Origin of the sequence: Kitasatospora sp. NPDC093102, from assembly GCF_040683915.1 — a bacterium.
Classification (GTDB): Bacteria; Actinomycetota; Actinomycetes; order Streptomycetales; family Streptomycetaceae; genus Kitasatospora.
Genome location: NZ_JBFBFA010000010.1, coordinates 177,784 through 198,084 on the forward strand (window position 1 = coordinate 177,784; position 20,301 = coordinate 198,084).

General features: G+C 70.5%; 20 protein-coding genes. 10 read left to right on the plus strand and 10 right to left on the minus strand.

Annotated elements, in window-relative coordinates; translation table 11 throughout:
• Positions 1–10: 10 nt before the first annotated feature.
• Both AB0O11_RS17060 and AB0O11_RS17065 read left to right on the plus strand, forming a co-directional pair.
• A complete protein-coding gene (locus tag AB0O11_RS17060; RefSeq protein WP_363386882.1) occupies positions 11–592 on the plus strand; it encodes a YceI family protein in 582 nt (193 codons plus the stop codon).
• A gap of 242 nt (positions 593–834) precedes the next feature.
• Positions 835–3,177 carry a transglycosylase domain-containing protein gene (locus AB0O11_RS17065; RefSeq protein ID WP_363386885.1) on the plus strand — a complete coding sequence of 781 codons (2,343 nt, stop codon included), beginning with the start codon at positions 835–837 and terminating at the stop codon, positions 3,175–3,177.
• A gap of 147 nt (positions 3,178–3,324) precedes the next feature.
• On the opposite strand, the gene AB0O11_RS17070 is transcribed toward AB0O11_RS17065, so the two are convergent.
• Complete coding sequence (locus tag AB0O11_RS17070; RefSeq protein WP_363386888.1) at positions 3,325–5,469, minus strand: alkyl sulfatase dimerization domain-containing protein; 2,145 nt, start codon at positions 5,467–5,469, stop codon at positions 3,325–3,327.
• 457 nt (positions 5,470–5,926) lie between these two features.
• Here AB0O11_RS17070 and AB0O11_RS17075 point away from each other — a divergent pair, with 457 nt between their 5' ends.
• Complete coding sequence (locus tag AB0O11_RS17075; RefSeq protein WP_363386891.1) at positions 5,927–6,376, plus strand: hypothetical protein; 450 nt, start codon at positions 5,927–5,929, stop codon at positions 6,374–6,376.
• Positions 6,377–6,634: 258 nt separating this feature from the next.
• Here the strand turns inward: AB0O11_RS17075 and AB0O11_RS17080 are convergent, their stop codons facing one another.
• On the minus strand, positions 6,635–7,198 hold the full coding sequence (locus AB0O11_RS17080) for a GNAT family N-acetyltransferase (protein ID WP_363386894.1): 564 nt from the start codon (positions 7,196–7,198) through the stop codon (positions 6,635–6,637).
• Between the two features lie 217 nt (positions 7,199–7,415).
• Between AB0O11_RS17080 and AB0O11_RS17085 the strand changes: the two genes are divergently transcribed.
• Entirely contained in the window at positions 7,416–7,976 is a 561-nt protein-coding gene (locus tag AB0O11_RS17085) for a hypothetical protein (protein ID WP_363386896.1), read from the plus strand.
• Positions 7,977–8,172: 196 nt separating this feature from the next.
• Here the strand turns inward: AB0O11_RS17085 and AB0O11_RS17090 are convergent, their stop codons facing one another.
• A complete protein-coding gene (locus AB0O11_RS17090) occupies positions 8,173–8,571 on the minus strand; it encodes a hypothetical protein (protein WP_363386899.1) in 399 nt (132 codons plus the stop codon).
• Between the two features lie 168 nt (positions 8,572–8,739).
• Between AB0O11_RS17090 and AB0O11_RS17095 the strand changes: the two genes are divergently transcribed.
• Complete coding sequence (locus AB0O11_RS17095) at positions 8,740–9,174, plus strand: VOC family protein (protein ID WP_363386902.1); 435 nt, start codon at positions 8,740–8,742, stop codon at positions 9,172–9,174.
• 132 nt (positions 9,175–9,306) lie between these two features.
• Positions 9,307–9,693 (plus strand): hypothetical protein, encoded by a 387-nt coding sequence (locus tag AB0O11_RS17100; RefSeq protein ID WP_363386905.1) that lies wholly within the window; start codon positions 9,307–9,309, stop codon positions 9,691–9,693.
• Positions 9,694–9,749: 56 nt separating this feature from the next.
• Here AB0O11_RS17100 and AB0O11_RS17105 read toward each other — a convergent pair whose 3' ends face one another.
• Both AB0O11_RS17105 and AB0O11_RS17110 read right to left on the minus strand, forming a co-directional pair.
• A complete protein-coding gene (locus AB0O11_RS17105) occupies positions 9,750–9,950 on the minus strand; it encodes a DUF397 domain-containing protein (RefSeq protein ID WP_363386907.1) in 201 nt (66 codons plus the stop codon).
• Positions 9,943–10,803: a helix-turn-helix transcriptional regulator gene (locus tag AB0O11_RS17110; protein ID WP_363386910.1), complete on the minus strand. Its 861-nt coding sequence runs from the start codon at positions 10,801–10,803 to the stop codon at positions 9,943–9,945. Before AB0O11_RS17110 ends, AB0O11_RS17105 begins: the two co-directional genes overlap by 8 nt.
• A 234-nt stretch (positions 10,804–11,037) precedes the next feature.
• On the opposite strand from AB0O11_RS17110, the gene AB0O11_RS17115 reads away from it, so the two are divergent.
• Together AB0O11_RS17115 and AB0O11_RS17120 are read left to right on the plus strand one after the other, a co-directional pair.
• A complete protein-coding gene (locus AB0O11_RS17115; RefSeq protein ID WP_363386913.1) occupies positions 11,038–11,400 on the plus strand; it encodes an ATP-binding protein in 363 nt (120 codons plus the stop codon).
• Positions 11,397–11,648: a hypothetical protein gene (locus tag AB0O11_RS17120; RefSeq protein WP_363386915.1), complete on the plus strand. Its 252-nt coding sequence runs from the start codon at positions 11,397–11,399 to the stop codon at positions 11,646–11,648. Before AB0O11_RS17115 ends, AB0O11_RS17120 begins: the two co-directional genes overlap by 4 nt.
• 95 nt (positions 11,649–11,743) lie before the next feature.
• Here AB0O11_RS17120 and AB0O11_RS17125 read toward each other — a convergent pair whose 3' ends face one another.
• The 5 genes from AB0O11_RS17125 to hisC form a co-directional block, all read right to left on the minus strand.
• A complete protein-coding gene (locus AB0O11_RS17125; protein ID WP_363386918.1) occupies positions 11,744–12,370 on the minus strand; it encodes a DUF5666 domain-containing protein in 627 nt (208 codons plus the stop codon).
• A 12-nt stretch (positions 12,371–12,382) separates the two neighbouring features.
• Positions 12,383–13,594, minus strand: coding sequence for an ABC transporter permease (locus AB0O11_RS17130; protein WP_363386921.1), 1,212 nt, complete (start codon positions 13,592–13,594; stop codon positions 12,383–12,385).
• Positions 13,591–14,415 (minus strand): ABC transporter ATP-binding protein, encoded by an 825-nt coding sequence (locus tag AB0O11_RS17135; RefSeq protein WP_363386923.1) that lies wholly within the window; start codon positions 14,413–14,415, stop codon positions 13,591–13,593. The genes AB0O11_RS17130 and AB0O11_RS17135 overlap by 4 nt, the downstream gene beginning before the upstream one ends.
• Before the next feature lie 8 nt (positions 14,416–14,423).
• A complete protein-coding gene (locus tag AB0O11_RS17140; protein ID WP_363386926.1) occupies positions 14,424–15,818 on the minus strand; it encodes a biotin/lipoyl-binding protein in 1,395 nt (464 codons plus the stop codon).
• Between the two features lie 271 nt (positions 15,819–16,089).
• Positions 16,090–17,169, minus strand: coding sequence for a histidinol-phosphate transaminase (gene hisC / locus AB0O11_RS17145; protein ID WP_363386929.1), 1,080 nt, complete (start codon positions 17,167–17,169; stop codon positions 16,090–16,092).
• 342 nt (positions 17,170–17,511) lie between these two features.
• Here hisC and AB0O11_RS17150 point away from each other — a divergent pair, with 342 nt between their 5' ends.
• Positions 17,512–18,669, plus strand: a complete 1,158-nt coding sequence (locus AB0O11_RS17150; protein ID WP_355262119.1) for a LacI family DNA-binding transcriptional regulator — start codon at positions 17,512–17,514, stop codon at positions 18,667–18,669.
• Between the two features lie 209 nt (positions 18,670–18,878).
• Positions 18,879–20,198 carry a metallophosphoesterase gene (locus tag AB0O11_RS17155; RefSeq protein WP_363386932.1) on the plus strand — a complete coding sequence of 440 codons (1,320 nt, stop codon included), beginning with the start codon at positions 18,879–18,881 and terminating at the stop codon, positions 20,196–20,198.
• Positions 20,199–20,301: the final 103 nt, after the last annotated feature.

The following is a 20,301-nucleotide window of genomic DNA, read 5'->3' on the forward strand; positions in this document are numbered from 1 at the left end:
CGGAGTCGCCATGGCCACCACGAAATGGTTCTTCGAGCCCAGCCACACCGGTGCGGAGTTCCGCGCCAGACACATGATGGTCACCTACGTGCGCGGCCAGCTGAAGAACGTGCACGGCTTCCTGGAGGTGGACCCGGACGCTCCGGAGAAGGCCCGGGTCGAGGCGACCATCGACGCGACCCAGGTGTACACCGGCTCGCCCGAGCGGGACGCACACCTGCGCAGCGCCGACTTCTTCGACGTCGAGCACCACCCGACCTGGACCTTCGTCGGGTCACGGGTCCACCAGGTGAGCGCGAGCGGTTTCGAGGTCACGGGGCAGCTCACCATCCGCGGCGTGACGCGCCCGGTCACCTTCGACGTGAGCTACCTCGGGCAGTGGGACACCCCGTGGTGGGAGGACGGGCGCGACCTCGGCCCCAGGCGGCGCGCCGGATTCACCGCCGGCACCCGGATCAACCGTCAGGACTTCGGCGTGAGCTGGAACGACGTGGTGGACCGGGGCGGCGCGGTGGTCGGCGACCTGGTCGACGTCACGGTCGATGTCGAGGCGGTCCTGGAGACCGCCCCCGAGACCGGCGACGCCGCCTGACCGGGCGCACGCAACCTTTCGGCCTGCTCACCGCATCCAAGTGATGACAGGGCCACGGGAGGGGAGGGGCGCCACACGCGAGGCGGGCCGCATCCGGTGCGGACCACTGAATTCCGCCACATTCCCTCGGTATGTATACGACCGATACGGTCGGATCCGGCCTCGGAATCCTGTTGCACAGCCGTGACAGCCGCGCACCAAAAATCGTTCGACCGGGGACTTTCGAGGGTTAGCATTCCGGGATGGCATCGAATCTCCCCCCGATACGGAGTTCCTCCGACGACGTGGACCCCCGGCCGTCCCGCAACGCGCCGCTCCGGCTGGCCCGCCTCGGTGCGACCTTCCTGGGGGTGAGCGTCGTGTCCGGCGTGCTGCTGGCAGGTCTCGCCCTGCCCGTCGCCGGCGGCATCGGGCTGACGGCCAAGGGCACCGCGGAGGGGTTCGAGGACGTTCCCTCCGACTTCAAGACCCCGCCGCTCACCCAGGCCACCCAGATCTTCGACGCCAAGGGCGGCCTCATCGCCAAGGTCTACGAGCGCGACCGCACCGTCATCACCGCCGACCAGATGTCACCGTTCATGCGGCACGCCCAGGTCGACATCGAGGACGCCCGCTTCTACGAGCACGGCGCCGTCGACCTCAAGGGCGTCCTCCGCGCGCTCAGCAAGAACGCGGAGAGCGGAACCGCCTCCCAGGGTGCCTCGACACTGACCCAGCAGTACGTGAAGAACGTCAACGTGGAGAAGGCCGGCGACGACCGGGACGCCGTCCTGGAGGCCCAGCGCAAGACCCTGGGCCGCAAGATCCAGGAGCTCAAGGTCGCCATCAAGCTGGAGGAGGAGCTGCCGAAGGAGCAGATCCTCACCAACTACCTCAACATCACGTACTACGGGAACGGCGCCTACGGCGTGGAGGCCGCCTCCCAGCGCTACTTCGGCAAGAGCAACAAGGACCTGACCGTCGCCGAGGCGGCGATGCTCGCCGGGCTGGTGCAGAACCCGTCCCAGTACGACCCGAAGCTGCACCCGCAGGCCGCGCAGAACCGCCGCGACGTGGTGATCGGCAAGATGCTGGAGAACAAGCACATCACCGCCGAACAGGCGCAGGAGGCGAAGGCCGCCCCGCTGGGCCTGAACTTCAAGGCCCCGCAGAACGGCTGCATCACCGCCCAGGCCGGGATGGGATTCTTCTGCGACTACGTCCGCCACGTGGTCAAGCAGGACCCGGCCTTCGGCCAGGACTCCGCCGAGCGCAAGAAGTTCTGGAACCAGGGCGGTCTGAACATCTACACCACGCTGGACCCGGACAAGCAGGCCGCCGCCCAGAACGCGGTGAGCAACAACGTGCGGATCACCGACAGCGTCTCCGCCGCCGTCTCCATGGTCGAGCCCGGCACCGGCAAGATCCTCGCCATGGCCCAGACCCGCCCCTACGGCCTGCTGGAGGAGAAGAACCAGACCGTCGTCAACCTCAACGTCGACGCGGCGATGGGCGGCGGCAACGGCTTCCAGCCCGGCTCCACGTTCAAGCCGGTCGTCGCGGCCGCGGCACTGGAGGCGGGCGTGCCGGCGACCCAGGAGTACTCGTCCCCGAACAAGCTCGAGTACCCGACGATGAAGACCTGCGAGGGGACCTGGAGGAACGAGGCCCGCCCCAAGACGGTGGTGCCCAACGAATCCGCCAACGAGAAGGGCCCGTACCAGCTGAAGATGGCGATGGCCCTCTCGGTCAACACCTACTTCATCCAGATGGAGCAGGAGATCGGCCTCTGCGCGGTCAAGCAGATGGCCAACAAGCTCGGCATCACCACCAAGGCCAGCGGCAAACCCCTGGAGGAGGTCCCCGCGATGGCCCTGGGCGTCGAGGAGATGAGCCCGCTGACCATGGCCAACGTCTACGCGACCTTCGCCGCCCAGGGCACCCACTGCACCCCGATCGCCATCACCAAGATCACCACCGTGGAGGGCAAGGACGTCCCCGTCCCGGCCGGCCACTGCGAGCAGGTGTTCTCCGAGAAGACGGCACGAGCGCTGAACACCGTCCTGAACGGCGTGACCGAGAACAACGGCACCGGCGCGGCGCTCAGCCTGGAGGACAACCGGCAGATCGCCGGCAAGACCGGCACCTCGGACCACAAGAGGGCCGCCTGGTTCAACGGCTACACCCCGCAACTCGCCACCGCCGTCTGGCTCGGCGGCCCCAAGGGCGGCGTCGAGATGCGCAACATCACCATCAACGGGAAGTACCGCGCAGAGGTGTTCGGCGCCGACGGCCCCGGACCGATCTGGCGGGACGCCATGAACCAGGCCCTGCGCGGCACGCCCAAGCAGTCCCTGCCGATGGCCGACATCCCCGACGCGGCGCCGTCCAAGGCCGACCCGAGCAGCACCGGGACCACCACCGGCCCGACGACCACCACCGGCCCGGCGAACACCGCCGACCCGACGACCCCCGCCGGCCCGACGCACACCACCGACCCGACGACCCCCGCCGGCCCGACGCACACCACCGGCCCGACGACCCCCGCCGGCCCGACGAAGACCACCGGCCCGACGGCCACCACCCAGCCCGACCAACAGCACTGACCGCACCCGCCTCGCAGTACCTCGCCCCGCCGAGCACCAGCTCGGCGGGGCGACGTGCTCGGAGCCGGCCCCGCTTCCGCAGGGCACCCCGGCGGCCCCTCGGGGGAGCGAGGAGCCGCCGGGGCCGGCCGTACCGGGCGGGCCGGGCTACGGGGTGACGATCGGGAACTGCGGGTCGGGGAGGGTCAGCGTGCCGAAGACCTGGTCCGCCGCCTCCTGGGCGTGGTCGCCCTCCAGGAGGACCACCTTGTCCGCGACCGCCGTGTCGAAGTTGTGCTTGAACCCGGGGCGCTCGGCCAGCTCGTCGAGCGTCTTGCGGGTCAGCCTGATGACGGCGTCCGGCACGTCGACGAGGCGGTCGCCGCCGTCGACGAAGACCAGCACGCCGTTGCGGAGCGTCGTGGTGCACCTGACGCCGGTCTCGGCGCCGGTCTCGTCGGTGAAGACCCAGTCCAGCACGATCGGGGCGCGGTACTGCTCGGCGGCCGTCGGCCCGTCCACGCTGCGGGCGAGGGCGGAGAAGTACTGCTCCAGGGTGGTGCTGCGGATCAGGTCGGCCGAGGACTGGCTGATGATCGCCGGCTGCGGACCGCCGACGACCTCCTGGGCGCCGACCAGATAGGCGTTGCGCCAGGTGCCGTTCTCGGCGCCGTAGCCGAGCTGGGTGAGGACCTTGGCCTGGAGTTCCTTGGCCTGCTGGAGCGCCGTGGCGGAGATCCCGCTGTCCGGGTCCGCCGCACCGAAGACGACGTGGTTCAGGAGCTCGGCCGCCCAGCGGAAGTCCTGCGCGGTGTCCTTGCCGTACGCCTCCGCCGCCTTGGCCACCACCGCCTCCGCGCCGCCCATCGCCTGCACGTAGGACGCGCCGGACTGCACCGGCGGCAGCTCCCACAGGTGGGCCGGGTTGGCGTCGTACCAGCCCATGTACCGCTGGTAGACGGCCTTGAGGTTGTGGCTCACCGAGCCGTAGTAGCCCCGGTCGTACCAGTGGTCGTTCAGGCCGGGCGGGAGGGTCTTCAGCTCCTCGGCGATCTCGATGCCGGTCTGGCCGGCGTTGATCAGCCGCAGCGTCTGGTCGTTGAGGTAGCCGTACATGTCGCGCTGCTTGTTGAGGAACTCCAGGATGCGCGCGTTGCTCAGCTTCTCGGTCGACTCGTCCACCTCGGCCCACATCGGCCAGTGGTGCGAGGCGAACAGGACGTCGGTCTCCTTGCCGAAGGTCTGGATCGCCTCGGTGAGGTACTTCGACCACGCGTGCGCGTCCCGCACCTGCGCGCCGCGCAGGCTGAGGATGTTGTGCATGGTGTGGGTGGCGTTCTCGGCGATGCACAGCGCCCGGGCGTCGGGCAGGTAGATGTTCATCTCCGCCGGGGCCTCGGTGCCCGGGGTGAGCTGGAACAGCAGCTGCACGCCGGCCAGCTCGAACTGGTACAGCCCCGGCCGCCAGGGGATGACGTACGCCTGGTCGTTCCACTGCGTCTTCGGCACCGGCTGGTGCTCGGGCCCGCCGATGTAGACGGTCGGCGGGACGAGGGTCACCTCGCCGGTGGAGATGGTCAGGCCGAGGCCCGAACCGACCTGCCCCGTCGGCCCCTTGTCCAGCTGCGCCGCGTACATGTACTGCGCCCGCCGGGCCATCGCCGGGCCGGCGTAGATGTTCTCGCTGACCGCGTGTTCGAGGAAGCCCTCCGGCGCGAGGACGGGGACGCCCGGCTCCAGTGCGTCGCCGAGCTCGGCGAACAGGCCCCGCGCGCCGCCGAAGTGGTCCACGTGGCAGTGGGTGTAGACGACGCCCTTGATCGGCCGCTGTTCCTTGGTGAGCTCGGTCCTGTCCCGGAACAGCTGGAGCGCGGCCTGCGCGGTCTCGTAGCAGGCGAGCGGGTCGATGACGATCAGGCCCTCGTCGGACTCGACGATCGTCATGTTGGACAGGTCGTAGCCGCGCACCTGGTAGATCCGGTACGCGCGACAGCTGGCGACATGGAACAGCCCGGCCATGGCCGTGAGTTGGCCTTGCCGCCACAGGCTTCCGTTGACCGTCGACGGGCTGGACTCCGGGTCGGAGTCGGTGAGGAAGTCGTACGTGGAGAAGTCCCAGACGACCTTCTGCGGGTCCCTGCGGGAGTAGATGATCGGCACGTCCGGCGGGGCGATCAGGAACCGGCCGGCGTCCGCGAAGTCCCGGCCGTCCTTCTCGTTGGCGGCCCCGACCGCCTCCGAGACCTTCCGGTTCGCCTCGGCAATGCCGGGGGTGGGCTCGATGGGCTCGGTGTACTCGGGCGTTTCGGGCATGGCGAAGCCACCTCCACGTCGTTGTGTGGGCGCCGCACTGCGGCCAGGTCACGCTATGCACACGCATGGTTACTCACAAGGGTGCTGATCAAGCCAACAGTCGGAACAGAACGGCCGGATTCCGGTGCCCCGCACCCGCGCCGGCGGCCCCTTGCGAGGAGCAAGGGGCCGCCGGAACGAACTACGGGTATCTGCACAGGAAGTCGGACCGACCGGGCTGCGGGGACTCCGCAGACCTCTCGCGCGCCGGGACGCACTGCGCCCGGGTGGTCGCATTCCGCTGAACGGACGATTGCGGCCAGGACACGCCCGGCGGGCGGGTCGGGCTGGTCCGGCGACCCTAGCGTGAGCGGGGACACCCCCTGACGATCATGGTCGCAGCGAGGTGTCCTGTCCGGGTCCGTGCGGTCGACGTGGGGACCGTTCCGTCTCTGAACCCCTATTTCCTGGAGGGAACATGAGTGACATTGCGGAATACGAGCTGAAGCTCGACTGGGTGCGGATCGACGACGTCAGCGAGGACTCCGACGACCCCGTGGGCGAGATCTACGGCAAGATCCTGCTGGACGACGCGACCCTGTGGTACCCCTCCTACGAGAACGCCTTCGGGAACACGAAGTCGAAGCACGCGAAGATGCGGGCCGGCGAGTTCTTCAAGCTTCCCGCGGACCGGTCCTCCCGGCGGCACTTCGACGAGAACGCCCTGGATCAGTCCACCGCCTTCCGCCTGCAGATCCGGCTGATGGAGGAGGACGACTGGAACTCGGATGACAAGATCGCCACGGTCGACGAGGAGATCCGCCCCAACCTGGCCGAGTTCAACGGCAAGACGAGCCTGACCACGGAGAAGACCGCCTCCGCCGACGGCAAGATCACCTACCGGTACACGCTCACGCGGATCGGTTAGCACTGTTCCGTCAGGCCGGAGCCGTTGGTGACCAGGTGGTCGAACTCGCCCGGTTTCACTTCGGATGTCCGCACATCTGTAGGCGTCACCTGCATGAACCGGCGGCCCCTTGCGGAAAGAGCAAGGGGCCGCCGGCATGAACTGCCTCCGGTACGCCGGAAGTCGGACCGGCCGACTTCCGGCGCTCGGCGGCTGCTTCGGGAAGGCGGCACCGAAGGCGGCACCCAGGGCGGAGGTGCAGGGGCTCGGGGCGGTGAGCTACCGGACCCCCTGCTCCCAGGCCGCCTTGAGGAGTTCGTACTCGACCTCGCCGTGCTCGGACCCCGGGATCGACTCCGGCCAGTCCCCGAAGTAGCTCCGGAGGAACGACAGGCCGGACTTCTCCATCACGCGCCGGGACCGCGTGTTCACGGCCATGGTGTTCGCGGTGACCCGCTCCACCGCGAGGTCGGTGAACCCCTTGTCGATCAGGGCCCGCGATCCCTCCGTGGCATAGCCCTTGCCCCAAGAGGCCCGGTTCAGCCGGTAACCGAGTTCGACGACGGCGGGGTCGTGGTCGTCGAGCGGGCGGAGTTCGAACCAGCCCAGGAAGGTTCCGGTGTCCCTCTCCTCGGCCGCCCAGAAGCCTCGGGTGCCCGAACCCGGGTGGTCGTGGAGGAGTCGGGGCAGAGTGCGCACCCGGATCGCGTCGCGGTCCGCCGGCTTGCCGCCGTTGATGAAGCGCATGACCTCGGGGTCGTTGTCCAGCGCGAAGAGATGGTCGGCGTCGGCCTCGGTGAACGGCCGCAGCACGAGCCGTTCGGTCTGCAGGAAAGGATCCATCCAGCGATCTTCACCAGGCTCCGCCGAACCCGCCATCGAAATATTCGGGCCGGGCCGCCCCGGCCCGGGGCGACGCCGCCAGGACGACGTGTCGCTGTCGGCCATCAGGGTTAACGGCCGTCCCGCCTTGCCCACCCGCTGGCGTGCCTGGTGAAGCGGCAGGCCCCTTCAGGCTGAAGTTGTGGCACCGATTCCCACCCCGGCCGGAGAGAAGCCCATGAGAAACCCCCGCACGGTGACCGCCATGGCCGCCGCCGTCGCCCTGATCACTGTGGTGTGCGGCGGCTGCTCCAACAGCAAGAGCACGACGACTACGGAAAGCCCGGCAACGGCGGCAACCTCCCCCGGCAGCCCGGCCGCCACACCGACGTCGACGGAGAACACGAGCCCTGCCGCCGGATCCACGGGCGCCGGCGCCACGGTCGCGGCGGCCACCGTCGGCAAGTACCAGAGCATCCTGGTCGACTCCCAGGGCAAGACCCTCTACCTGTTCGAGGCGGACACCTCGCCCACCTCGACGTGCTACGACGCCTGCGCCACCGCCTGGCCGCCCCTTCTGACCACCGGCACCCCCACGGCCGGGAAGGGCGTCGACCAGGCCAAGCTCTCCACCACCGCCCGCAAGGACGGCAAGTCCCAGGTCGTCTACAACGGCCACCCGCTGTACTACTTCGCGGGCGACACGGCGCAGGGCGACACCAACGGCCAGGGGTCCCCCGAGTTCGGTGCCGGGTGGTACGTGGTCAACGTCGCAGGAGACAAGGTCGGAGGCAGCTGAGCAGCTGCACGGCGTCGAACGGCGGACTTCCGCCGGACGGGACTGCTCATCGTCGCCACGACCTGTCCGAAGAAGCCGGAAACAACCCGAAGCACCATAGGCATTGACCGGTGGCCCCTTGCGAGACGCAAGGGGCCACCGGAACGAACTGCCTCCGCTGCGCCGGAAGTCGGACCGGCCGACTTCCGGCGCTCGGCTACGGCTTGGGGAAGGCATCGGCCAGCGCGGACGTGCGGGTGAGGACGGCGACCGCGACCAGGGCGAGGGCGGAGAGTCCCTGGAGGACGGCGTACCAGGCCGGGCAGAGGCCGGGGACGAGATCCACCCCGATGATGGCGATCGGCATGACGGTGGAGAGGGTGCGGACCCGGTCGAAGGCCTTGGCGGAGCCGCCGGCGGCACGGGTGGCCAGCCGGTGGAGAAACGGAACGATGGCGAGGAAGATCACGCCGCGGATCCACATGAACGGGGTCGTCGTGTGGCCGGTGGCCGCCATCACGACGACCGTGCCGAGGACGACGGCGCCGGTGGCGCCGAAGAGCACAATGCACTTCTTCACCGTGGTGAAGGTGTCCTGGTCGGTCGTGGTCGCCATGGTTCTTTCCCCTCCGCGTCGTTGTGGGAACGACGCTACGGAGCGGACGCGCGGCCGGGTATGGGTCCAGCCCCACGAACGGGTGGGTCCAGCCCCACTCCCGTCAACCTGCGGGTCCGCGCCGGAAATTGAGCGGCGCGTTCCTCTTGTCATGGCTATGGTGGCCCGATGACATCGGTCAAGCATTTCCAGGTCACCTTCGACTGCGCGGAGCCCGAGCGCGTCGGTCGCTTCTGGTGCGAGGTCCTGGGGTACGTCCCGCCGTCCACGCCGGAGGGGTTCGACACCTGGGACGACTTCCAGCGCTCGCTGCCGCCCGAGGAGCAGGGCTCGTGGTTCGCGGCCGGCGACCCCTCTGGAGTGGGCCCGCGCATGTACTTCCAGCGCGTTCCCGAGGGCAAGGTCGTCAAGAACCGGCTGCACCTCGACGTGCGGGTCGGCACCGGGCTGGTGGGTGCGGAGCGCCTGGCGGCGCTCGAAGCCGAGTGCGCCCGGCTGATCCCGCTCGGCGCGACGCGCGGGCAGTTGCTGGTCGCCGACGACAAGAACGAGTCGTGCCTCGGGATGTTCGACGTCGAGGGCAACGAGTTCTGCCTCGACTGAGCACTCTTGCCGGGACCCTGCAAGGGCCCAGCCGGGATCTTGCAGGGTTCTGTCGGCGCGGGGCGGAGCCGGCGTGGCTAGTGTGACCGGGAGTGGACGTGAGCGAACGTCCGTGACCTGGGGGGTGGGGGAATGACTCCACTGGGCTTGAGCGTGGCCACCTGGTGGTGGATCGTCGCGCTGACGACGGTGCTGTTCTGGGCGCTGGCGATACCGCCGCAGCCGACGCGGAAGTACCGGATCATGGTGTCCCTGGCGCCGTTGGCCGGGGCGGTCTTCCTGGTCGGCCGCTCCCACATGAACGGGATGACCTCGGCCGGCGCGCTGTCCATGTACTCGCTGGCGATGCTGTCGATGACGTTGGGGACGGCCGGGCACCTCGGAAAGCTGGCGCGCCGACAGCTCGCGGCCGACGAGGCGGGTGACACGGACGAGGTGCCGCTCCCCTGGAGCTTCATGGTGCAGTTGTTCCTGTGCCTGACCACGGGCATGGTGGTGTACTTCGTGATCCAGCCGTAGGCACCTCATGCACCAACCGGCGGCCCCTTGCGGACGAGCAAGGGGCCGCCGGTTCGCTAGGCGGTGGCGGCGATCAGGTGGTCGAACTCGCCAGCCTTCGCGCCCTGGAGAAAGGCGCCGAACCTGCGGGCGGTGGTGCGGACGATGACGCCCTCGTCGGACTCCCGAAGTTCGATCACACCAGCGACGGCCCGCACCTCAACACAGTTATTGTTCGCCTCGCTGAAGCCGGACTTCTGCCAATCTGAGCTATGCATACCTGTCGTTCATTTCCTTCATGATCGAACGGATGTAGTCTCGCGACTCGCTCTCCGTCAGAGCAACGGCTTCGATGCGCCCGAAGATTGCGCGGTAGCCCGCCAGCTGGGCAGGAGAATCGAAGATATGAGAACCGTGGGACGAGTCGGCCTGGACGGTGTCCAACTCCGGCACCGGCCCGTCCGCGTAAGCCAGGTTCTCGCTGGGGCCAGGGAAGTCTGCCGTGTCGAACGGCACGACTCGTAGCGAGACCTCCGGAAGCTCGGAGGCTTCGATGAGGCACTCAAGCTGTTCCCTGAGGACCGCAGGACCGCCGTATTGGATACGAAGTGCTGCCTCATGGATGAGCGCCAAGTACGGCGTTTCGCCGGATCGAACAATCCGCTGCCTACGCAGACGGAAGTTCACCCTTCGAGCGACCTCGTGATCAGCAAGGGGTGTGTAGCCCTTCGCGAACACGGCGGTGGCGTAGGCGGCTGTCTGTAGCAATCCAGGTATGAAGCCAATGGTGAAGCTCCTGAGCCGCCGCGCATGGCCTTCAATCTCTGCCACATCGATCGGAGCCGCCGCGAGCACTCCTCGATACTCCTCCCACCAAGCCGCCTCGCGCTCGCTGGCCATGCCGGCGAGCGCGGAGACCAAGGGCTCGTTGAGGCACATGCAGGCTTCTGCGATCTCGCGCAGACGCTCCGGGCTGACAGCGGACTTCCCGTTCTCCATCTGAGTCACGAGGGCGGGCGTCACCCCGAGCAGGCTGGCGAGGTGGCTGCCGCCGAAGCCGGCCTGCTCTCGCATCCTCCGCAGCTCGGCGCCGAGGCGGCGCTGCCGAAGCGTCGGGATTCGAAGGGCCATGGCGTCCTCTCTGCTGATCTGGGAGCCAGTGTCCCACTGACGGGGGAACTTTCTCGCATTCGAATTAACTTTAAGAGCGCGTGCGCTAGGGTCGTCCCAGGTCGATCCGATGGATCGTCAGACACGCCTTGGTTCAGCGCAGTAGGCGCCTGCTGCCCTCCCGCCGAAGAGCAACCACATCCTGGCCTGGCTCACGGCTTCTCCCCTCCACACTCATGCCTCTCGGAGGTTCCCGTGTGCACCCTCAACGCCCCCTCGATCACCCTCACCCGGCAGGCCCTGCGGGACGTCCTGACCCGCGCCGACTGGGACACCGAGACCATCTTCAACGCCGAGCTCGCCCTCGGCGAGTTGATCGTCAACGCGTGGCGGCACGCCCACACCGCCTCACCCGTCGTCTACTTCTCCCTCGACGTCCGCACCCTCCGGGTCTGCGTCGCGGACGAGAGCCCCACGCTCCCCCACGAAAAGGCCCTCGACCTCTCCGCCGAGTCCGGCCGGGGCCTCCAGCTCGTCGCCGGGCTCACCCACCGCTGGGGCGTCGACCCCCAGAAGCGCGGCAAAACGGTCTGGTACGAGCTGGACTCCGCCGCGTGACCCGCGAGCCGGTCGCCCCCGACGACCCCCGGATGCGGGACTTCACCGCCCCGCACATCACCGTCCTCCTCGGGGAGCTGCACCGGCGCGGCCTTCCGCACGGGCTCCTCTGGGGCTCCGCCTCGGCCGGCGAGACCATCCTCGACGGGCGTCTGCTGGTCGACTTCGGCAATGCGCCCGTGAGCACCCTCCTCAACCTGCTCCACCTGCTCCGGGACCTGGACCGGGACGCGGCGTGGCAGCGGTGAGGCAGCGGTGAGGCTCGTCGGACCGCGCTGAGCACATGCGAAGGCCCTCGCCCAGGGAAGGGACGAGGGCCTCGCGGTCGTCCGGCGGATCCGGGTCAGCCGCCGGACGGGTTCCTGGGCATTCCTCCACCGCCCCCGCCACCGAAACCGCCCGCACCAGCGGCGCCTTCGACGAGCTGGTTGGCGGTGTAGCCACCGTTGGCGTCGGGGGTGCCGACGACGGTCACGCTCTGGCCGGGCTGGAGGTCTGCGACCTTGCCCTCCTTGTTGAGCTGGACCTTCGTCGCGTCGCCGGTGGTGACTTTGATGGTGTTGCCGTTGGTGTCGGTCAGGTACACCGTGTTGCCGTCGACGGCCTTGACCGTGCCACGGGCGAAACCGGCCTGCCCGCCCTGCCCGGCGCCCTGCCCCTGGCCCTGCCCCTGGCCCCCGCGGCGGGAGCCGTTCTGCCCGTAGCCGCCGCCAGGAGCAGCCGCAGCGGCAGCCGGCCGGGCGGAGGACTTCCCGCCGGAGGAGGAGCCGTTGTTCTGCTGGTACCAGACCCCGCCCGCGAACGCGCCGGTGGCGATCACGCCGCCCGCCAGCACCAGGCTGAGCCAGGGCAGCTTCCGCCGTGGCGGCGCGGCCAGTTCGGCGCTCACGTCACGGGCGTCCGGCGGGGTGGCGAGCAGGGCGACCTGCTCGGCCGGGGTACTGGCGACCGTGGCGATCTCTTTGCTCATGACAGTGGAGTCCTACTCGTGCCGGAGGGCGTCGATCGGCCGCAGCGAGGCGGCCCGGTTGGCGGGGTAGCTGCCGAAGAACAGCCCGATGGCGACGGCGATGGCGAACGCGCCGAGCACCGACTCGGGGATCACCACCGGCTTGATGCCGACGATGCTGAAGTGCGAGCCGGCGATCCCGGCCGCCACGCCCAGCCCCGCGCCGATCACCGACAGCAGCGTCGACTCGGTGAGGAACTGCCCGAGGATCACCGCGCGCGGTGCGCCGAGCGCCTTGCGGATGCCGATCTCCCGCGTTCGCTCGGTGACCGTCACCAGCATGATGTTGGTGATCCCGATCCCGCCGACCAGCAGCGAGATCGCCGCCACCGCGCCGAGCAGCACGGTGAAGGTCTTCGTCGTGCTCTCCCTCGCCGTGAGCAGCGAGGCCTGGCTGGTGATCCGGAAGTCCGCCTTGGACGGGTCGGCGATCGCGTGCGTGCCGAGCAGGACGCGGGTGATCTCGGACTGGGCCGCCGTGGTGCTGTCCGCGGACGAGGCCTGGACCAGGATCTGGTTGACCGAGCCGAAGCCGGTGAAGGCGTTCTGCACCGTCGGCAGCGGGGCGATCACCACGTCGTCCGGGTCGGTGAAGCCGCTGCCGCCCTTGGCCTGGAGCACGCCGACGACCGTGAACGGCGTGCCGCCGAGGACGACCGACTTGCCGACCGGGTTCTCGGTGTCGAACAGCTGCTTGGCCGTCGTCGCGCCGAGCACCGCGACCTTGCGCGAGTTGAGCACGTCGTCGTCGGTGAAGTACTCGCCGTGGGCGACCTTCTGGTTGGCGGTCTCGAAGTACGACGGGTAGGTGCCGACGATCGAGCCCGGGCTGTACGAGATGTTCCCGTACAGCGCCGTCGCGCTGGTGGTGACCACCGGGGCGACCGACTTGATCGCCCCCGCGTCGGAGTCGCTCGCCAGCGCCTTGGCGTCGGCGACCGTGAGCTTCTTGACCGAGGAGGTGGCCCGGGAGCCGCCGTTCGCCGAACCGGAGCTGACCGTCAGGGAGTTGGTGCCGAGCGAGGTGATCGAGTCCTTCACCGCCACCGAGGAGCCGTTGCCGACCGCCAGCAGCAGGATCACCGAGGCCACGCCGATCAGCACCCCGAGCATGGTGAGCGCCGAGCGCACCTTGTTGGCGGCCAGGCCGCCGACCGCGAAGCGGAGCGTCTGCCAGAGGATCACGCCGGCACCTCCGCGACCGGTGCCCCCGCGAACGCCGGGTCCAGGAAGGGCGGCGGGCCCTCCACGGGCGCCTGCCTCAGGTCGCTCACGATCTGCCCGTCCACCAGCCGCAGCACCCGCTTGGCGTGCCGCGCGACCTCGTCCTCGTGGGTGATCAGCACGACCGTGCGGCCGGTGGCGTTGAGCCCGTCGATCAGGGCCAGCACCTCCTCCGTCGAGCGGCTGTCGAGGTTGCCGGTCGGCTCGTCGGCGAGCAGCATCGCGGGCGCCGTCACCAGTGCCCGCGCCACCGCGACGCGCTGCTGCTGGCCGCCGGAGAGCTCGTTGGGCTTGTGGCCGGCCCGCTCGGCGAGCCCGACGAGCGAGAGCGCGGCCATCGCCCGGCGGCGCCGTTCGGCGGTGCGGACGCCCGCGTAGGCGAGCGGCAGCTCGACCTGGGCGAGGGCGGTGGTGCGGGGCACCAGGTTGAAGGACTGGAAGACGAAGCCGATCTTGCGGTTGCGCACCAGTGCGAGCTGCTGCTCGTCCAGGTGGCCGACGTCGGTGCCGTCCAGCAGGTAGCGGCCGGAGGTCGGGACGTCCAGGCAGCCGAGGATGTTCATCAGGGTGGACTTGCCGGAGCCGGAGCTGCCCATCACGGCGACGAAGTCGCCCTGCTCGATGTCCAGGCTGACGCCCTGCGGTTCGCCGGTCTCCGGGTCGGAGGGGCCGCGCAGCGCGTGCACGGTGGCGTCGCCGTGCCCGTACGCCTTGGTGAGCCGGCGGATCCGGATCACCGGGACGGGATGCGCGGGGACGCGCTTGTCGATGACGTGACGCATGACCGGACTCAGCCCTTGCCACCGCGGCCGGCCCCGCCACCGGCGCCACCGCCACCGCCACCGCCCGGGAAGACCCCGCCGCCCCCGGCTCCGCCGGCCCCGCCCCGGTTGCCGCCGAGGCCAGGGAAGGAGGCGTTCGGGAAGCCGTTGCCGCCGCTGGTGGTGGGGAGTTCGACCTTGTCGCCCTCCTTCAGCCCGGAGACCACCTGCACCGTGCTGTCACCCTCGACCCCGACCGTGACGGTGACCCGCTCGGAGGCGCCGTCCGGCTGCACCAGGGTCGCGGTGCGCGACGTGCCGGTGCCGGACAGGGCGGAGGTGGGCAGCGAGAGCGCGTTGTCGGCCTCGCCGGTGATGACCTGGACGGTGGCGCTGAGTCCGGTGCGCAGCGTGCTGGTGTCGCCGCTGAGCTGGAGCGTGGCCGCGTACTGGACGGCGGAGGAGCCGGCCGCGCCGCCGGATCCGCTGCTGCTGGGCAGCGAACTGACCGACAGGACGGTCGCGTTGAGCTTGGTGTCGGACTGCGCGTTCAGGGTGACGGTGGCCGCCTCGCCCTTCTTCAGCTTGAGCGAGTCGAGCTCGGAGAAGTTCGCGGTGACCTGCATCCCGGTCGGGTTGGTGAGCACGATGAAGCCGCTCGGGGCGGCCGTCGAACTCGCGCCGCCACCGGTCGACTTGGAGGAGGATGAGGAGGACGAGCCGCTCGCGGTGGCGCCGACGGTGTCGCCGACCTTGCCGGCGACCGAGGCGACCGTACCGTCCACCGAGGCGGTCAGGGTGGTTCCGGCCAGCGCCGCCTGGGCGTTGGCGAGGTTGGTCTGCGCGGTGCTGACCTGCTGCTGGGCCTGGGCCACGGCCGCGTCGTCGACCTTGGTGGTGGTGATCGTGGTGGTCTGCGGGGCGGGCGTACTGCTCCCGCCCGCCCCGCGGCCGCCACCGCCGCTGCCGGCCCCGCCGCCGGGAGTGGCGGCGGAGGTGGCGCCCGGCAGGGGCTCGGTGGTCGTGGTGGTGACGCCGGCCTGGGCCTTGGTGAGGTTGGCCTGGGCCGTGGTGAGGGCCGCCTGGGCCGCGTCCACCTGCTGCTGGGCCGCCGTGGTGTCGACGGTGGCGAGCACCTGGCCCTTCTTCACGGCGTCCCCGACCGCGACCTTGACCCCGGTGAGCCGGCCGCCGGTGGTGAAGTCCTGGGCGGCGTCGGTCGGTGAGACCAGGGTGCCGGTTCCGGACACGGTGGCCAGGACGGTGCCCTTGGACACCGTCGCGGTACGGGCCGCGGGCTTGGCGGAAGCCGGGCCGGAGCTGCCGCTGACCGTCGTATAGACCAGGGCGGCACCGCCCAGCAGGGCCACGCCGAGCGCGGAGTTGACGAGGACGGCGCCTCGCCGCCGTGGGAGCACCTTCATGCCGGACAGCTTCCCGGTGAGCTCTTGCGGCCCCCTGGACACCTGCTGGGAGAAGACTGACCGGCCGGATCCGGGCATTCCGGACGTATACCCCGTCCTCCGTCGGCGCCTTGGCCGCTCCGTGGCCCGCCGTTGGCCGAACTCCCAGCGGGCTCCCAGCGACCCCCAGGCATCCGGGAGGACGTTCTGAGGACGTTCTCACGGAGCCGCCCGGGAACGCCGCAGGGGCGCGCCGGAGGACCGGCGCGCCCCTGCGATCACCAGCAGGACGTCAGAGCGACTTGCGGAAGGCCTCCGCCACCGACAGGAAGATCGAGTTGCCCTCGGCCTCGCCGATCGACACCCGCACGCCCTCCGGGAACGGCCGCACGACCACGCCGGCCTCGGCGCACGCGGCGGCGAACTCCTGCGAGCGGTCGCCGAGCCAGAGCCAGACGAAGTTGGCCTGCGAGTCCGGGATCTCCCAGCCCTGGGCACGCAGCCCGGCCACCACCCGGGTGCGCTCCCCGACCAGCGCCTCCACCCGCTCCAGCAGCGCCTCCTCGGCGCGCAGCGAGGCGACGGCGGCGTCCTGGGCGAGCCGGCTCACGCCGAACGGGGTGGCGACCTTGCGCAGCGCGGCCGCCACCGGCTCGTGCGCGATGGCGAAGCCGACCCGCAGGCCCGCCAGGCCGTACGCCTTGGAGAAGGTGCGCAGCACGCAGACGTTCGGGCGGTCCCGGTAGAGGTCGATGCCGTTGGGCACCTCAGGGTCGCGGATGAACTCGATGTAGGCCTCGTCCACCACCACCAGGACGTCGCTCGGGACGGCGTCCAGGAAGCGCTCCAGCTCGGCGCGGTGGATCACGTTGCCGGTGGGGTTGTTGGGGTTGCAGACGAAGATCAGCCGGGTGTTCGGGGTGACCGCGGCGAGCATCGCGTCCAGGTCGTGGTCACCGTTGGCCTTGAGCGGCACCGGGACGGGCGTGGCCCCGGCGACCGCGGCGATGATCGGGTACGCCTCGAAGGAGCGCCAGGCGAAGATCACCTCGTCGCCCGGGCCGGCCGTGACGAGCACCAGCGACTGGGCGACGCCGACCGAGCCGGTGCCGGTGGCGATGTGCTCGGTGGGCACCCCGAAGCGCTCGGCCAGCACCGAGGTCAGCTCGGTGACCCCCATGTCGGGGTAGCGGTTGAACGAGCCGGCCGCCTTGACGGCCGTCTCCAGCACGCCGGGCAGCGGCTCGTAGGGGTTCTCGTTCGAGGACAGCTTGTAGGCGTCGGCGCCGGCCGGCTTGCCGGGCTTGTACGTGGGGATGCCGTCGAGGGTCGGCCGCAGCCGCGGGCCCTGCGCTGACGTACCACTGCTCACGGTCGTACTCCGTTTCCAGTTGCGGAACTCTCCGGTGCGCTCGCCCGCCACGGACGGGTTCGCCTCCGTGCCCGGAACCTCGTGACGCGCCCGGACCACCCCGGTCGGGTGCCTTGCACGATACCGAGCGCCCTCACCCGTAGGAGTGAGATGCCCGGTCGGGTTACAGGCGCAGATCAGCCATTCTGCCCGGTTCCTTTGGCACATGTCAGAGGTAAGAGGCCTGGTTTCAGGCGGGTATCGAAGGGGCGCACCCCGGCTCACTCGTGGAGAAACGTATCTCCGCAGGCTCCCGGTGCGCCGGTCACAGACCCTTGTCAGGAGCCATACGATCGGTCCGCCATGACAGCAGCAGCCAACCAGAGCGGTCGGCGTCCCACCACCTCGCGGCGTCTGGAGCGGGCCGGCATCCGGGATGTGGCAGCAGCCGCCGGAGTGTCGATCACCACGGTCTCCGATGCGCTGAACGGAAAGGGCCGCCTGCCCGACGAGACCCGCAGCCGGGTGCGCGAGGTCGCCGAGCGCCTCGGCTACCGCCCCTCCGCGGCCGCCCGCACCCTGCGCACCGGACGGTCCGGCCTGATCGGGCTGACCGTCACGACCTACGGTGAAGAGCCGTTCACCTTCACCGAGTTCGCGTACTTCGCCGAGATGGCCCGGGCCGCCACCAGCGCCGCCCTGGGCCGCGGCTACGCGCTGGTGGTGCTGCCCGCCTCCTCCCGCCACGACGTCTGGGGCAACATCGCCCTGGACGGCACCGTGGTGATCGACCCGCCCGACCAGGACCCCCTGGTGAGCGAGCTGTACCGGTCCGGCGTCCCGGTGGTCAGCGACGGCAAGCCCGGCAACTGCCCGGTCACCGCCTGGGTCGACAACGACCACGAGGCCGCCGTGCTCGGCATCCTCGACCACCTCTCCGAGGCCGGCGCCCGCCGGATCGGCCTGCTCACCGGCACCAGCACCGACACCTACACCAGGCTCTCCACCGAGGCCTACCTCGGCTGGTGCGCCAAGGTCGGGCAGGAGCCGGTGTACGAGACCTACCCGGCGCACGACCCGGCCGCCGGCGCCGTCGCCGCCGACCGGCTGCTCGCCCGCCCCGACCGGCCGGACGCCGTCTACGGACTGTTCGACCCCAACGGCACCGACCTGCTGGCCGCCGCCCGCCGGTACGGCCTGCGGGTGCCGGACGACCTGCTGCTGGTCTGCTGCAGCGAGAGCGACGTCTACGCGGCCACCGAGCCGCCGATCACCACGCTCTCGCTCAAGCCGCGCAAGATCGGCACCACGGTGGTCAACCTGCTCATCGACGCGATCGAGGGCGTGGACTCCGGGACGGGCGTCGACATCGCCCGGCTCTTCCCGCCGCGGTTCCGCACCGCCGGCACCGGGCCGCCGCCGGGCACCCTGATGCCGACCGAACTGATCGTCCGCGCGTCCTCCCAGCGCCGGAGCCCGCGCACCACCGTCAGCCCGCCCCGCCCTCCGGGCGAGGTTTAGACCACCGAGCCACCGCACCGGGCACGGGCCGAGGGCCGCGTGCCGAGGGCCGCGTGCCGCGGCGGCACGACGAGCGCTCGGGCCGTGCTGACGAGACCGTACCGAGCCGGGACAAAACGGACCCAGCGGGACCGCCCGGCTGACGCTCCGGAGGATTGGATACCCACCAGGTGACGACGCCGGGAGAGTGGTCTTCCTATGATGGGCGAATGACACCCGAGGACCGCTTCCCCGGGCCCGAGCACCCCCACTCGGGCCCCCGCCACCAGCCGGACCTCGACGTGCTGCCGTACGGCACCTATTACGAACCCGATCCCGCCCCCGGCTACCCCGCCGCGTCCTACGACGGGGAGACCTACGAGGGGGAGACCTACAGCGGCTACGGCGGAGCCCGCTACCTGGAGCAGCACTGGCACGCCGACGGCCAGGGCCACACCGTGCACGCCCAGGGGGTCGGCATGGACCACACCCCGGCCTTCTCGCACCAGGGACAGGGCGGCTACGAGGACGGCGCCGGGTACGAGGACGGTACGGGCTACGAGGACCGCCCGGGCTACGACGGCCAGGAGCAGGACGGCTACGAGCCCACCCTGCCCGACCAGCCCTCCCCGGCGCTCCAGATCGCCGGCCGCGACGACCCGCCGACCATCGAGCTCGGCCCGCCACTGCCCGACCCCGCCGCACCGACCTACCCGTACCCGGCCCCCGGTCCCGGCGAGCCGCCCGGCCCGGTCTACGTCGTCGGCGACGTGCACGGCTACCTGGAGGAGCTGCGCGCCGAGTTGCGCCACCAGGGCCTGATCGACGCCGACGGCCACTGGTCCGCCGGCCGCGCCCGGATCTGGTTCCTCGGCGACTTCACCGACCGCGGCCCCGACGGCATCGGCGTCATCGACCTGGTCATGCAGCTGGCCGCCGAGGCCGCCGCGGCCGGCGGCTACTGCCGCGCCCTGATGGGCAACCACGAACTGCTCTTCCTCGGCGCCGCCAAGTACGGTGACGAGCCCGTCCAGTCCACCGCCGGCACCGCCTCCTTCCTCGCCGCCTGGCGGCTCAACGGCGGCCAGCAGAACGACCTGGACCGGCTGGAGGCGCACCACATCAGCTGGCTCTCCCGGCTGCCCGCCATCGCGCTGGAGGACGGCCACCTGCTGCTGCACTCCGACACCACCGCGTACCTGGAGTACGGCGAGTCCATCCCCGACGTCAACGACGCGGTGCACGGCCTGCTCGCCGACGGCGGCGTGGACGAGTGGTGGGACTGCTTCCGCCGCTTCACCAAGCGGTTCGCGTTCCGCGGCGACGCCGGCCCGACCGCCGTCCACGAGCTGCTGGACACCTACGGCGGCAGCCGGATCGTGCACGGGCACAGCCCGATCCCCTACCTCACCGGCGCGGTGCACAACGACGACGGCCAGCCGCCGCACATCCCGGGACCGTACGTGTACGCGGACGAGCTCGCGGTGGCGATGGACGGCGGCGTCACCATGGAGGGGCGGCTGCTGGTCGCCCGACTGCCCGTCAGCTGACGGTCAGTCCATCGCGGGTCGATCGCCAACCGACCATCGACATCGAACAGTTGTTCCCGGCGCCCGCGCCGTCGCACGCGCGCGTCCGGGGGCGCGAAGTTCC

What these genes read in the sequence shown, in the direction of transcription:
- AB0O11_RS17060 (WP_363386882.1), top strand. Translation starts at nt 11, where the DNA reads ATGGCCACCACGAAATGGTTCTTCGAGCCCAGCCACACCGGTGCGGAG.
- AB0O11_RS17065 (WP_363386885.1), top strand. Translation starts at nt 835, where the DNA reads ATGGCATCGAATCTCCCCCCGATACGGAGTTCCTCCGACGACGTGGAC.
- AB0O11_RS17070 (WP_363386888.1), bottom strand. Translation starts at nt 5,469, where the DNA reads ATGCCCGAAACGCCCGAGTACACCGAGCCCATCGAGCCCACCCCCGGC.
- AB0O11_RS17075 (WP_363386891.1), top strand. Translation starts at nt 5,927, where the DNA reads ATGAGTGACATTGCGGAATACGAGCTGAAGCTCGACTGGGTGCGGATC.
- AB0O11_RS17080 (WP_363386894.1), bottom strand. Translation starts at nt 7,198, where the DNA reads ATGGATCCTTTCCTGCAGACCGAACGGCTCGTGCTGCGGCCGTTCACC.
- AB0O11_RS17085 (WP_363386896.1), top strand. Translation starts at nt 7,416, where the DNA reads ATGAGAAACCCCCGCACGGTGACCGCCATGGCCGCCGCCGTCGCCCTG.
- AB0O11_RS17090 (WP_363386899.1), bottom strand. Translation starts at nt 8,571, where the DNA reads ATGGCGACCACGACCGACCAGGACACCTTCACCACGGTGAAGAAGTGC.
- AB0O11_RS17095 (WP_363386902.1), top strand. Translation starts at nt 8,740, where the DNA reads ATGACATCGGTCAAGCATTTCCAGGTCACCTTCGACTGCGCGGAGCCC.
- AB0O11_RS17100 (WP_363386905.1), top strand. Translation starts at nt 9,307, where the DNA reads ATGACTCCACTGGGCTTGAGCGTGGCCACCTGGTGGTGGATCGTCGCG.
- AB0O11_RS17105 (WP_363386907.1), bottom strand. Translation starts at nt 9,950, where the DNA reads ATGCATAGCTCAGATTGGCAGAAGTCCGGCTTCAGCGAGGCGAACAAT.
- AB0O11_RS17110 (WP_363386910.1), bottom strand. Translation starts at nt 10,803, where the DNA reads ATGGCCCTTCGAATCCCGACGCTTCGGCAGCGCCGCCTCGGCGCCGAG.
- AB0O11_RS17125 (WP_363386918.1), bottom strand. Translation starts at nt 12,370, where the DNA reads ATGAGCAAAGAGATCGCCACGGTCGCCAGTACCCCGGCCGAGCAGGTC.
- AB0O11_RS17135 (WP_363386923.1), bottom strand. Translation starts at nt 14,415, where the DNA reads ATGCGTCACGTCATCGACAAGCGCGTCCCCGCGCATCCCGTCCCGGTG.
- AB0O11_RS17140 (WP_363386926.1), bottom strand. Translation starts at nt 15,818, where the DNA reads ATGAAGGTGCTCCCACGGCGGCGAGGCGCCGTCCTCGTCAACTCCGCG.
- AB0O11_RS17150 (WP_355262119.1), top strand. Translation starts at nt 17,512, where the DNA reads ATGACAGCAGCAGCCAACCAGAGCGGTCGGCGTCCCACCACCTCGCGG.
- AB0O11_RS17155 (WP_363386932.1), top strand. Translation starts at nt 18,879, where the DNA reads ATGACACCCGAGGACCGCTTCCCCGGGCCCGAGCACCCCCACTCGGGC.